Origin of the sequence: Mesorhizobium sp. M7A.F.Ca.CA.002.09.1.1 (genome assembly GCF_003998555.1) — a bacterium.
Classification (GTDB): domain Bacteria; phylum Pseudomonadota; class Alphaproteobacteria; order Rhizobiales; family Rhizobiaceae; genus Mesorhizobium; species Mesorhizobium ciceri.
Window position 1 is genome coordinate 1 of the sequence record NZ_RZRR01000059.1, and the last position, 11,789, is coordinate 11,789.

Annotated in this window: 15 protein-coding genes and 2 pseudogenes; 8 read left to right on the forward strand and 9 right to left on the reverse strand. The window is 61.3% G+C overall.

Annotation, left to right across the window (positions count from 1 at the left end; translation table 11 throughout):
• Both EN994_RS04725 and tdh read left to right on the forward strand, forming a co-directional pair.
• Positions 1-181: pseudogene (locus EN994_RS04725) on the forward strand (hypothetical protein); the annotation flags it as partial.
• A gap of 65 nt (positions 182-246) precedes the next feature.
• On the forward strand, positions 247-1,281 hold the full coding sequence (tdh, locus tag EN994_RS04730; RefSeq protein ID WP_013532321.1) for an L-threonine 3-dehydrogenase: 1,035 nt from the start codon (positions 247-249) through the stop codon (positions 1,279-1,281).
• A gap of 8 nt (positions 1,282-1,289) precedes the next feature.
• Here the strand turns inward: tdh and EN994_RS04735 are convergent, their stop codons facing one another.
• Both EN994_RS04735 and EN994_RS04740 read right to left on the reverse strand, forming a co-directional pair.
• The gene (locus EN994_RS04735) at positions 1,290-1,796 is read right to left on the reverse strand and encodes a DUF2380 domain-containing protein (RefSeq protein WP_063167736.1); all 507 of its coding nucleotides are present in this window, start codon (positions 1,794-1,796) and stop codon (positions 1,290-1,292) included.
• Between the two features lie 145 nt (positions 1,797-1,941).
• Positions 1,942-2,415, reverse strand: coding sequence for a MarR family transcriptional regulator (locus EN994_RS04740; protein ID WP_024505603.1), 474 nt, complete (start codon positions 2,413-2,415; stop codon positions 1,942-1,944).
• 87 nt (positions 2,416-2,502) lie between these two features.
• Here EN994_RS04740 and hmgA point away from each other — a divergent pair, with 87 nt between their 5' ends.
• From hmgA to EN994_RS35950, 5 genes and pseudogenes are all read left to right on the forward strand, one after another.
• Complete coding sequence (gene hmgA, locus EN994_RS04745) at positions 2,503-3,816, forward strand: homogentisate 1,2-dioxygenase (RefSeq protein ID WP_024505602.1); 1,314 nt, start codon at positions 2,503-2,505, stop codon at positions 3,814-3,816.
• An 11-nt stretch (positions 3,817-3,827) separates the two neighbouring features.
• The gene (locus tag EN994_RS04750; RefSeq protein ID WP_032899759.1) at positions 3,828-4,715 is read left to right on the forward strand and encodes an MBL fold metallo-hydrolase; all 888 of its coding nucleotides are present in this window, start codon (positions 3,828-3,830) and stop codon (positions 4,713-4,715) included.
• Positions 4,712-5,725: a fumarylacetoacetate hydrolase family protein gene (locus EN994_RS04755; protein WP_063167737.1), complete on the forward strand. Its 1,014-nt coding sequence runs from the start codon at positions 4,712-4,714 to the stop codon at positions 5,723-5,725. The genes EN994_RS04750 and EN994_RS04755 overlap by 4 nt, the downstream gene beginning before the upstream one ends.
• Before the next feature lie 4 nt (positions 5,726-5,729).
• Entirely contained in the window at positions 5,730-6,017 is a 288-nt protein-coding gene (locus EN994_RS04760) for a hypothetical protein (RefSeq protein WP_063167738.1), read from the forward strand.
• A 4-nt stretch (positions 6,018-6,021) separates the two neighbouring features.
• Positions 6,022-6,117: pseudogene (locus EN994_RS35950) on the forward strand (damage-inducible protein DinB); the annotation flags it as partial.
• Positions 6,118-6,144: 27 nt separating this feature from the next.
• Here EN994_RS35950 and EN994_RS04770 read toward each other — a convergent pair.
• From EN994_RS04770 to hppD, 3 genes are all read right to left on the reverse strand, one after another.
• Positions 6,145-6,414, reverse strand: a complete 270-nt coding sequence (locus EN994_RS04770) for a type II toxin-antitoxin system VapC family toxin (RefSeq protein WP_244514291.1) — start codon at positions 6,412-6,414, stop codon at positions 6,145-6,147.
• Between the two features lie 93 nt (positions 6,415-6,507).
• Positions 6,508-6,735: a type II toxin-antitoxin system prevent-host-death family antitoxin gene (locus EN994_RS04775; RefSeq protein ID WP_013532313.1), complete on the reverse strand. Its 228-nt coding sequence runs from the start codon at positions 6,733-6,735 to the stop codon at positions 6,508-6,510.
• Positions 6,736-6,797: 62 nt separating this feature from the next.
• On the reverse strand, positions 6,798-7,910 hold the full coding sequence (gene hppD, locus EN994_RS04780) for a 4-hydroxyphenylpyruvate dioxygenase (protein ID WP_063167739.1): 1,113 nt from the start codon (positions 7,908-7,910) through the stop codon (positions 6,798-6,800).
• A 138-nt stretch (positions 7,911-8,048) separates the two neighbouring features.
• Here hppD and EN994_RS04785 point away from each other — a divergent pair, with 138 nt between their 5' ends.
• The gene (locus EN994_RS04785) at positions 8,049-8,516 is read left to right on the forward strand and encodes an Lrp/AsnC family transcriptional regulator (protein ID WP_013532311.1); all 468 of its coding nucleotides are present in this window, start codon (positions 8,049-8,051) and stop codon (positions 8,514-8,516) included.
• 77 nt (positions 8,517-8,593) lie between these two features.
• On the opposite strand, the gene EN994_RS04790 is transcribed toward EN994_RS04785, so the two are convergent.
• From EN994_RS04790 to aztA, 4 genes are all read right to left on the reverse strand, one after another.
• Positions 8,594-8,932: a TIGR01244 family sulfur transferase gene (locus tag EN994_RS04790; RefSeq protein WP_063167740.1), complete on the reverse strand. Its 339-nt coding sequence runs from the start codon at positions 8,930-8,932 to the stop codon at positions 8,594-8,596.
• A gap of 150 nt (positions 8,933-9,082) precedes the next feature.
• The gene (gene aztC, locus EN994_RS04795) at positions 9,083-10,024 is read right to left on the reverse strand and encodes a zinc ABC transporter substrate-binding protein AztC (RefSeq protein ID WP_013532309.1); all 942 of its coding nucleotides are present in this window, start codon (positions 10,022-10,024) and stop codon (positions 9,083-9,085) included.
• A 27-nt stretch (positions 10,025-10,051) separates the two neighbouring features.
• On the reverse strand, positions 10,052-10,927 hold the full coding sequence (gene aztB, locus EN994_RS04800) for a zinc ABC transporter permease AztB (protein ID WP_013532308.1): 876 nt from the start codon (positions 10,925-10,927) through the stop codon (positions 10,052-10,054).
• Positions 10,927-11,733 (reverse strand): zinc ABC transporter ATP-binding protein AztA, encoded by an 807-nt coding sequence (aztA, locus tag EN994_RS04805; RefSeq protein ID WP_063167741.1) that lies wholly within the window; start codon positions 11,731-11,733, stop codon positions 10,927-10,929. Before aztA ends, aztB begins: the two co-directional genes overlap by 1 nt.
• Between the last annotated feature and the right edge of the window lie 56 nt (positions 11,734-11,789).

The following is an 11,789-nucleotide window of genomic DNA, read 5'->3' on the forward strand; positions in this document are numbered from 1 at the left end:
TCTCTATGCCGCCGGCTTCCTGCATGGCTACACGCAAGGCCGCGACCTGCAGACTTGCGGCGACCTTGGCTCACTGGCAGCCGGATTGGTGATCCAGCAGATCGGCCCCAGGCCCCGTCAGAATTTGCGCCGCGAGGCTGAGCAGGCGGGGCTGACCATTCCGGACGTTCAAACGAGTTAGTGGCCTACCTTCCCGTTGTGCAGGCTATCTCGCCAGAAGCGCAATCACGGAATAGGGAAATCCTGATGTCGAACATGATGAAGGCGCTTGTGAAGGCCAAGGCCGAACCGGGCATCTGGATGGAAGAGGTGCCGGTGCCGGAAATCGGCCCCAACGACGTGCTGATCAAGATCAAGAAGACGGCGATCTGCGGCACCGACGTGCACATCTACAATTGGGACCAGTGGGCGCAGAAGACGGTGCCGGTGCCGATGGTGACGGGCCATGAATTCGTCGGCACCGTTGCCGATTTCGGCGCAGCGGTCACCGAATACAAGGTCGGCCAGCGTGTATCGGGCGAAGGCCACATCGTCTGCGGCCATTGCCGCAACTGTCGCGCCGGGCGAGGGCATCTGTGCCGCAACACGCTCGGCGTCGGCGTCAACCGTCCAGGCGCCTTCGGTGAGTATCTGGCTATCCCGCAGCACAACGTCGTGCCGATCCCCGATGATGTGCCGGACGAGATCGCCGCCATCTTCGATCCGTTGGGCAATGCCGTGCACACGGCACTCTCCTTCGATCTGGTCGGCGAGGACGTGCTGGTCACCGGCGCCGGGCCGATCGGCATCATGGGCGCGCTCGTCGCCCAATGCGTCGGCGCGCGAAAAGTGGTCATCACCGACATCAATCCGGTGCGGCTGGCGCTGGCGAAAAAGCTCGGCGTCCAGCATGTCGTCGACGCGTCCAAGGAAAAGCTGCGCGATGTCATGCCGGCACTCGGCATGACCGAGGGTTTTGATGTCGGCCTCGAAATGTCGGGCGCAGCCCCCGCCTTCCGCGACATGATCGACACCATGAACAACGGCGGCAAGATCGCCATTCTGGGCATCGCCCCGACCGGATTCGAGATCGACTGGAACAAGGTCATCTTCAAGATGCTGCATCTCAAGGGCATCTATGGCCGCGAGATGTTCGAGACCTGGTACAAGATGATCGCGCTGGTGCAGGGGCCGCTGGATGTTTCCGGGCTTATCACGCACCGCATCGGCATCGACGATTTCCAAGCCGGCTTCGATGCAATGCGCAGCGGCAGTTCCGGCAAGGTGGTGATGGATTGGTAGATGCCGCCCTAACGCAGAATTCTGTTTTTCATCAGCCATTTCACGGAGCGGGGCCACGCGTAGTTCGCACCCATGCGAAGATCGGTAAACCCCTCCGAAACATGTTTCCCGGTTTCGGCGTCAAGGATGCGAATGAACATAGTATGTTCTGTTCGGTTGACGCGCGTTACGACGCCAAGCAAGGCAAGCGACGCGCCGTGCTCCTTGGCAATCGGGCCTTCACAACCAGCGCAGTTGCGCAATCCGTGCGGCGCCGTGGCCTGTGTATCCCTCGCCGGCACATCAATTACTGTAAAACGCCCAGACTGGGAGAGCATGTCCTTAGCAACTTGTGCTGATTCCGACAGATAGCGCCTGTCATATTCATCCGGGGGAATTATTCCCGCCCCGGCGCTCTTGTCCTCCAATTCGAAAGGGAACACTTCGATCGACATCGGCTTTGTCTGCTGCGCCTGCGCAAATGTGCAGGTGCCTACAAGCAGCGTCACCAGGACACTTAATGTGCGAATGCTCATCGTAGTCCTCCTGTCGGTATGATGGGCATTATACGCGGCCTGACAACGCAAATAACGATTAAATCGAAAGCAATGCTATGCTTCGGGAGTTTCCACGCAGTCTCGCTCGAACTCCGTCGTTCAGAGTGATTGGCTTGATCTTGGACTAACTCTTGCTCGGGACCAGACTGGTCTCCAATGCAGCCAGTCCGCTGGTGATCGCCGTGCGCTCTTCAGCGCTGAGCCTTGCCAGCAAATCCCGTTCGAACGCCTTCGCCAGCGGCACCATCTCGCGATAGGCGGCAAGCCCCGTTCCGGTCAGCGTCAGATGTTCGATACGGCGATCTTTCTCATCAGGTGTCCGCATCAACCAGCGCCGCCGCTCGAGTTCAGCCACGGCGCGTGAAACCTTGGTCTTGTGCATAGCCGATTGCTCGCCGAGTTCGGTCGCAGTCATCGTTCCATGCTGCCCCAGCCCCGAAAGGGTGCGCCATTCCGGCCGCGTCAGGCCATGGCTGTCCTTGTATATCCTCGAAAATTCGCGGCTGACGGCGTCGGCAAGCCGGTAGAGCCGGTAGGGCAGGAAGTTTTCCAGATTGAGAATTTCAGCCGCGTCGGACGCTTCGCTCCTGATCGCCATTTTTCAAAGCCGCCATTGATGGTTACATTTTCGATGGTTACAAATGAAACCAGTTTGGTCAATTGAGATCCATTCCGGGAGGAAGCAATGGCCTTTTCCTATATGCCGGGCTTCGGCAACGATTTTGAGACCGAGACGCTGCCCGGCTCGTTGCCGCAGGGACGGAATTCGCCGCAGCGGCCGGCCTACGGCCTCTATGCCGAGCAGCTTTCAGGCTCGCCCTTCACCGCGCCGCGCGGCACCAATGAGCGGTCCTGGCTCTACCGCATCCGGCCGAGCGTCAAGCACACCGGCCGCTTCAAGGCGGCGAGCTATCCCTTGTGGAAGAGTGCGCCCAATGTCGGCGATCATGAACTGGCGCTCGGCCAGTATCGCTGGAACCCGGTGCCGATGCCGAAGGAGCCGACCGATTTCATCGCCGGTATGCGCAGCATCACAACCGCTGGCGACGTGCTCGGGCAGACCGGCATGGCGGCGCATGTCTATGTCGCCAACACCTCGATGGCGGACGATCATTTTTTCAATGCCGACGGCGAGTTGCTGGTCGTGCCGCAAGTCGGCGCATTGCGCTTCGTCACCGAGATGGGCGTCATTGAGCTGCGGCCCGGCGAGATCGCCGTGCTGCCACGCGGTCTGGTCTTCAAGGTCGAGCTGGTCGACGCCGAAGTGCGCGGCTACGTCTGCGAGAACTACGGCGCCAAGTTGACGCTGCCCGATCGCGGCCCGATCGGCGCCAATTGCCTGGCCAACCCACGCGATTTCAAGACGCCTTGCGCCTGGTTCGAGGAGAAGGAAACGCCGTGCCGGCTGATCGTGAAATGGTGCGGCAATTTCCATGTCACCGAGATCGGCCATTCGCCGCTCGATGTCGTTGCCTGGCACGGCAACTATGCGCCCTACAAATATGATCTGGCGACCTTTTCACCGGTCGGAGCGCTTTTGTTCGACCATCCCGATCCGTCGATCTTCACCGTGTTAACGGCACCAAGCGGCGAGGAGGGCACGGCCAACATCGACTTCGTCATCTTCCCGCCGCGCTGGCTGGTGGCCGAAGATACCTTCCGGCCGCCCTGGTACCACCGCAACATCATGAGCGAGTTCATGGGCCTGATCCACGGCCAGTACGACGCCAAGGAAGAAGGTTTCGTGCCTGGCGGCATCAGCCTGCACAATCTGATGCTGGCCCATGGGCCGGATGCGCCTGGCTTTGAAAAGGCCTCGCGCGCGGAGCTGAAACCGGTCAAGCTCGACAACACCATGGCCTTCATGTTCGAGACCCGATTTCCGCAGATGCTGACCCGCTACGGCGCCGAGCTCGAAACCCGGCAGGACAACTACATCGACTGCTGGGCCGACCTGAAGAAGCGTTTCAACGGCACGCCCGAGGGCGACTGGTCTTGATCACCGAGCCAATGCCGGATCGGCTGGTGCTTTTGGGCTCGAAGGGTGGCCCGGCATTGCGGCCGGGTGGTCCATGGCCGAGTTCGTCGCTGCTGCAGATCGGCGGCCGCAGCATCGTCGTCGACTGCGGCCTTGGCGTGACGCGTGGTCTGGTCGATGCCGGCATCAGCCTGAAGTCGCTCGACCTGATCTTCATCACGCATCTGCACTCCGACCATGTGCTTGAACTGGGGCCGCTGATCCACACCGCCTGGACGGCGGGCCTCGCGACGCCCGTCGGCGTGTTCGGTCCGCCCGGCACCGGTCATTACTGGCGGCGCTTTTGCCAGGCGATGGAGTTCGACATCGAGATCCGCATCGTTGACGAAGGCCGGCCGGATATTCGCGATCTGGTGTCGATCAGCGAATTCGGCGAAGGCCAGGTGGTCGCGCAGGGCGGCTTGACGGTTTCGGCGCTGCGCGTCGAGCATCCGCCGGTGACCGATTGTTTTGCGCTTCGCTTCGAGCATGGCGCCAAAAGCGTGGTGTTCTCCGGCGACACGGCCTTTTATCCGCCGCTCGCCGATTTTGCCCGAGGCGCCGACATCCTCGTCCACGAAGCCATGCTGGAAGAAGGCATCGAGCGACTGGTGGCCAGGACCGGCAATGGTGCGCGGCTCAGAGAGCATCTGCTCGCCAGCCACAGCTTTGCCGAAGAGGCCGGCAGCATCGCAAGCGATGCCGGCGTGAAGAGATTGGTGCTCAACCACCTCATTCCGGCCGACGATTCTTTGATAGGCGAGGCCGACTGGACTGCCGCCGTCAGGAAAACTTGGAACGGCGACTTGACGATCGCCCGCGACGGTCTTGTTGTGGGCTTAAGCAGCGCCAAAGCTGCAGCAGGAGAGGAAACCGCATGAAGCTTGCCACATTGAAGGACGGGACGCGCGACGGGAAACTCGTCGTCGTCTCGCGCGACCTGACACGCTTCACCGACGCCTCGTTCCTGGTTCGCACGCTGCAGGCGGCGCTCGACGACTGGCGGCGCATCGCCCCGCATCTCGCGACAATAGCGGAATCGCTTGAGAACAATGCGATGCCGGCGGAGCGCTTCCACGAACATGACGCCCATTCGCCGCTGCCGCGTGCCTATCAATGGGCCGATGGCTCGGCTTACGTGAACCATGTCGAGCTGGTGCGCAAAGCGCGCGGCGCCGAGATGCCGGCGAGCTTCTGGACCGACCCGCTGATCTACCAGGGCGGCTCGGATTCTTTCATTCCGCCACGTGATCCGATCCGCACGGCTGACGAAGCCTTCGGCATCGACATGGAGGGCGAGGTCGCTGTCATCGTCGACGACGTGCCGATGGGTGCAAGCCTCGAAGAAGCAAAGGCAGCGATCCGACTGGTCATGCTGGTCAACGACGTTACGTTGCGCGCGCTCACCGGACCGGAACTGGCCAAAGGTTTCGGTTTTTTCCAATCAAAGCCGTCCTCGGCGTTTTCGCCGGTCGCTGTGACGCCGGACGAACTGGGTGATGCCTGGGACGGCGGCAAGGTCAGCCTGCCGCTGCTTGCCGATCTCAACGGCAAGCCGTTCGGCCGCGCCAATGCCGGTATCGACATGACCTTCGACTTTCCGGCGCTGATCGTTCATGCAGCAAGGACACGGCCATTGGCCGCCGGCACGATCATCGGTTCCGGCACCGTCTCCAACAAGCTCGACGGCGGGCCGGGCAAGCCTGTCTCGGCCGGCGGCGCCGGCTATTCCTGCATCGCCGAACTGCGCATGATCGAGACCATTGTGTCAGGCGAACCCAAAACGCCATTCCTGCGCTTCGGCGACACGGTGCGCATCGAGATGAAGGACAAGGCTGGGCATTCGATCTTCGGTGCCATCGAACAGAAGGTCGAGAAATACGAGAGGTAAGGGCATGACGGGGGTCTATCTGCTGGCCGGTGTCTGGGCACTCGCCATACTGGCGGTCTTCATCCAGGCGATCCGGCTGAGCTATCGCATAGAGGCGCGCTCGCCTGACCTGACCAACCGCAGCGGCTTTCCGCGCAAGGCGATGATGTTCCACACCATCACCAACATGGACGTCGCGCGGGACGCGGAAACGCAGAGCATGCGTCGGCGTATGAACTGGTTGCTGCTGATCGTTCTTGCTGGATTTGTCGTTATGTGGGCGGGCTTGTATCTGTCGCGGTCAACCGGATGACGTGATGAGCCTGCCCGACTACCCGCGCAGCATGGCCGGCAACAATCTCTGGTCGAACGACCGACTCTACCGCGCGGTATTGTCTCTTCAGCCCGGCGAAAGAGGTCAAGCGGCTGGGCTTGGGCGATCAGGCCAATACGACGTCATAGGCTGAAAATTGCCGATCCGCGGAGATCAACGTCAGGCCTTCAATTTGGGTCTGCGCAATAAGCAGGCGGTCGAAGGGATCGCGGTGGTGAAGCGGCAGATGTTCAAGTCTCGCCGCGTGTAGTTCGTTTACGCCGAGAATCGGAATCCCGTTCGATCGCAGGAGGTCCACGATGTCGCCTGTGAGCGTCACTTTGCCGAGCGATTTCTTGATGGCGATCTCGGCCACCGAGACGGCGCTGACGATCACATCCTTGCCTGTGAGAAAGATATCGCGCCGAAAGACGTGAATCGGCGTTGAGTACCCAAAGCAGAATATGGGTATCGACCAGATATCTGCGGCTCATTTAATATACTCGTCCCATTCGGGACCGAGTTCATCAAAATCATCCGATATCCAAATCTGGCCTTTCAGGGCGCCAAGCAAGCCTTTGCTCCCACCAGCCCGAACGGGAGCGCTCAAGGTTGCGACAACCTCTCCATGTCTGGTCAGATGGATCTCTTCGCCAGCCTGGGCACGTTTCACCAATTCGGAAAGCTGAGCCTTCGCTTTTGCCATGGGGATATTCATAGACGACCTCTTATGACCAGAATTTAGGTCATAATTGGCCGGGCCGCAAGTGAGTTCGATGGCTATTCCGCCGCCTGAACCTTGATCACGCCACGCTTGATCTGGTCCTGCTCGATCGATTCGAACAGCGCGCGGAAATTGCCTTCGCCAAAACCTTCGTCGCCCTTCCTCTGGATGAACTCGAAGAAGATCGGCCCGATCACGGTTTTCGAGAATATCTGCAGCAGGATCTTGGTCGTGCCGCCGTCGACGACGCCTTCGCCATCGATCAGGATGCCGTGCTTCTTCATCCGCTCGATCGGTTCGTCATGGCCGTTCACGCGGTCATACGACATGTCGTAGTAGGTTTCAGGCGGGCCGGGCATGAACTTCAGCCCGTTCTCGGCCAGTCTGTCGGTGGCCTCGTAGATTTCGTCGGTGCCGACGGCGATGTGCTGGATGCCTTCGCCATTGTACTTCTTCAGGTACTCGGCGATCTGGCTGGTCTCGTCCTTGGACTCGTTGAGCGGAATGCGGATCTTGCCGCAGGGCGAGGTGATGGCGCGGCTGACCAAGCCGGTGATCTTGCCGTCGATGTCGAAGAAATGGATCTGCTTGAAGCCGAACAGGTTGCGGTAGAAATCCCACCATTTGTCCATCTGGCCGCGATAGACATTGTGGGTCAGGTGATCGAGATAGTAGAAGCCGACGCCTTCCGGCCGCGGGTCGCGCGCACCCAGCCACTCGAACTCGGCATCATAGGCCGAACCCTTCTTGCCGTAGGTCTCGATGAAATAGAGCAGCGAGCCGCCAATGCCCACGATCGCCGGCACGTCCAGCGCCTTGTCGGCGCCTTCGTAAGGTGTGGCACCCTTGGCGACCGCATGGTGGAAGGCGTGTTTGGCATCGACCACCCGCCATGCCATCGAAGCCGCGCAGGGGCCGTGCCTGTCGACGAATTTCATCGCATGCGAGCCGGGCTCGGCGTTGACGACATAGTTGATGTCGCCCTGCCGCCAGATGGTGAGGTCTTTCGTGCGGTGCTTGGCCACCGCGATATAGCCCATGCGGGTGAACAGCTCAGCCAGCTTTTGCGGCTCCGGATGCGCGAATTCGACGAACTCGAACCCATCGGTGCCGGCCGGGTTGTCCTTGCTGATCCTGGCGGGCGGGGCGTCGTGCGGGAAGGGACCCATAATATTCCTCCGAAAGCTGGCCTGGCCTGAAAAGGCGATTTGACACGATGATAACGCGGAGGAGGCGCACGGTGCTTGCATTCAAACGCTTGAAATGATGATGTCATGCGTGAAGCGTGCATGATGTAAGGGAAAGCCATGGATGAGGCGCGCATTGACCAGTTCGACCGCAAGATAATGGCACTGTTGCAGGGTGATGCGCGGCTGACCAACAACGATCTTTCGGAGCGGGTGAACCTGTCGGCGTCGCAATGCTCGCGCCGCCGTCAGCGGCTGGAGGAGGACGGCTTCATCAGGGGCTATCGCGCCGTTCTCGACCGCGACAAGCTCGGTTTTTCCCTGGTCAACGTCATTTCGGTCACGCTCGCCACCCACAATCGCGACAATGCAAGGCGCTTCGGCGAACTGGTGGCGCGGCTGCCCGAAGTGCAGGAAGCGCACGCGCTGACCGGCGAGATGGACTACATCCTGAAAGTGGTGACGCCGGATCTCAAATCATTGTCGGAATTCGTCAACGGCGTGCTACTGCCGCACGAATCCGTGCAGCATGTGAAAACGGCGATCGTGCTGGAGACGCTGAAGGAAACCGGCGCGCTGCCGATTTAATCTGAGCGGATATCATTGATACGTCGGCAGGCCAGAGGGGGTGTGAAGGATCGCCAGCCTAATGACGGAAGGGCCGTTCAACCCTTCGACTGCTGGATCAGTCCATAGAGATTGGTGCAGCGGGCGCCGGAACGGCAATAGGCGAAGACCGGGCCGTCGAGTTCCTCGAGCGCTTCGGCCTGATCCTCGACATTCTCGGCCGTGATCTGGCCGCTGATCACCGGAATGTAGCGGAAGGCGAGGCCTGCGGCTTCGACCGCTGCCCCGACGGTGTCGGCAGAAGGCTGGCCCGGCTGTTCGTCATCGGGCCGGTTGCAGATCACACTCTTGAAGCCAGCTTCCCTGATGGCGGCGACGTCTTCGGGCTGGATCTGGCCCGAGACCGAATAGTCCTCGCTGATTTCGCGGTATTCCATGGCAGCATCCTCGCAAACTGGTCAGGTGGCAGTCTTGCCACTCCCCGACATGGGCGGCAATCCGTGCCGAAGGATTTCTCTGCCAAATAGCCATTGCGTGCCAGAAAATCCAACCGGGCCGATGCGGCCCGGCTGGACAATCCTTCAAACTCAGCTGCCGAGAATAGCGCCTTTGATCTGACGGATGTTGTTGTGCATCATGTCGATATAGGTCGCGGCCGGGCCGTCGGGCTGCGACAGCGCGTCCGAATAGAGCGTGCCGCCGACTTTGATGCCGGTTTCGCTGGCGATTTGCTCGATCAGGCGCGGGTTGGTGATGTTCTCGACGAAGATCGCAGCCGCCTTGTCCTGCTTCACCTGATTGACCAGCTTGGCAACGTCTGCGGCGGATGGTTCGGAGTCGGTCGAGACCCCTTGCGGGGCGAGGAAGGTCAGGCCGTATGCATGTTCGAAATAGCCGAAGGCGTCGTGCGAGGTGATGACGACGCGCTTGCTCTCTGGGATCGAGGCAATTGCCGCTTTCACTTCACCTTCGACCGCATCAAGCTTCTTGGTGTAGGCGGCGGCATTGGTCTGATAGCTGACGCAGCCTTCCGAATCGGCCGCGCAGAAAGCCTCGGCGATGTTCTTCACATAGATCCTGGCGTTGGCAATCGACTGGAATGCGTGGGGATCGGTGACCGTCTTGCCGCCGCCGGTGCCGGCACCTTCGGCCGCGTCGGCATCGGCGAATTCAGGCTTGAAATCGATCGGCGTCACGCCCTTGGTCAAGGTGATGATCGAGGCCTTGGTGGCACTGGCATCGACCAGCCGCTGCAGAAAACCTTCGAAATGCAGGCCGTTGACCAGCACGATGTCGGCCTTGGCCATGGCCACCGCATCGGCCGGGCTCGGCTCGTAGACATGGGCATCGCCATCCGGCCCGACGATGGTGGTGACATCGATGCGGTCGCCGCCGACATTTTTGGCGAAATCGGCAATGACGGTGAAGCTGGCGACCACTTTCAGCGGGGCCGCGAAGGCCGACGATGCGCCAAAGGCGGTTAATGTTATAACGCTCATCGCCAGGGCGGCATGGATGGATTTCAGCATAGAGGGGTCTCCTTCTAGGGGCGGGGATCAGGCCGTTCTGTGACGGTGATGGATGATGCGCGCGCGCAGGATGCCGCGCGTGCCAAACAGGATCGAGGCGAAATAGACGACGCCGGCCGACAGGATGATGGCCGGGCCGGATGGCAGCGAGGCGTGATAGGACAAAAGCAGCCCGGCGACGCAGGATGCGAAGCCGATCAGTACGGCCAGCACGCACATCGGCTCGACGCGAACCGTCCAGAAGCGGGCGGCCGCGGCCGGCAGCATCATCAGCCCAACCGATAGAAGCGTGCCGAGCGCCTGGAAGCCGCCGACGAGGTTGAGTACGACAAGGCCGAGGAAGATGAAATGCACCGGGCTGCCGAGCCGGCTGACCGAGCGCAGGAACAGCGGGTCGAGGCATTCGGCGACCAGCGCCCGCCAGAAGATGGCGAGGCTGACCAGCGTCACCGCGACGATGCCGCCGATCAGCGTCAGGGCCTCGTCATTGAGCGCCAGCACGGTGCCGAACAGCACATGCATGAGATCGACGCTGGAACCGCGGATCGACACCATCAGCACGCCGATGGCGAGCGAAATCAGGTAGAAAGCCGCCATCGAGGCGTCTTCGCGCTGGATGGTGAAACGCGAGACGGCGCCGGCGCCGAGCGCGACGATGACGCCGGCGATCAGGCCGCCGATGGTCATCGGCAGGATTTCCAGCCCATAGAACAGGAAGCCGGCGGCTGCACCGGGCAGGATTGCGTGCGCCATGGCGTCGCCCGACAGGCTCATGCGCCGCAGCATAAGGAAGACGCCGATCGGGCAGGCGCCGAGCGACAGCATCAGCGAGCCGATCAACGCCCGCTGCATGAAGGCGAAATCGGCGAAGGGCGCGATGACTAGGCCGTAAAGCATGTCCATCAAGCAGCCCTCGGTCCGACGCCATGTTGGTGATCGTGATCGTGGCCATGGTGATCGTGACCATGAGCGTCCTCGCCCGGCTCGCACCAGGGTGCATTTTCTTCCCAGGCCTCGTGAAAACGGCGGGCGCGCAACAGATTTTCAGGCTTCAGCGTTTCCCGGGTTTCGCCCCAGGCGATCGGCTGGCGGGCCAGAAGCAGCGTTTCGGGGAAATTCTGCCGCACCAGATCCAGATCGTGGACGACGACCATGATGGTGCGTTCCTCGCCATGCCAGTGCTTGATCAGCGCAATGAGGTCGCCGACCGTCTTGGCGTCGACGGCGTTGAAGGGTTCGTCGAGCAGGATGAGGTCGGCGTCCTGCAGCAGGACACGGGCAAACAGCGTGCGCTGCAGTTGGCCGCCCGACAGCGTGTCGATCGGCCGCTTTTCAAAACCGCCGAGGCCCACCGCCATCAGCGCCTTGCTGACGTCATCGCGATCTTCCCTAGTGTAGCGGCCAAGCAGGCCGCGCCGTGGCCACAGGCCGAGCGAAACCAGATCCACCACCCGCGCCGGAAAGGACCGGTCGAGCTCCGATTGCTGCGGCAGATAGGCGGCACGTACACCGGGTGCGCGGACAACCTCGCCGGCCATCGGCTTCAGGACGCCGACAATACCTTTCATCAGCGTCGATTTGCCGGAGCCGTTGGCGCCGACCACAGCGGTCAGCGAGCCCTTGCGGATGGTGCCGTCGAGATGATGGATCGCCGGATGGCTGCCGTAGCCAAGCGTCAGGTCGCGGAATGTCAGGCAGGTATTTGTCATTCTGCGATCCGTAGGCGGCGAAATCCGGCTGCTGGCAGCGGCCGATTGGATATGTG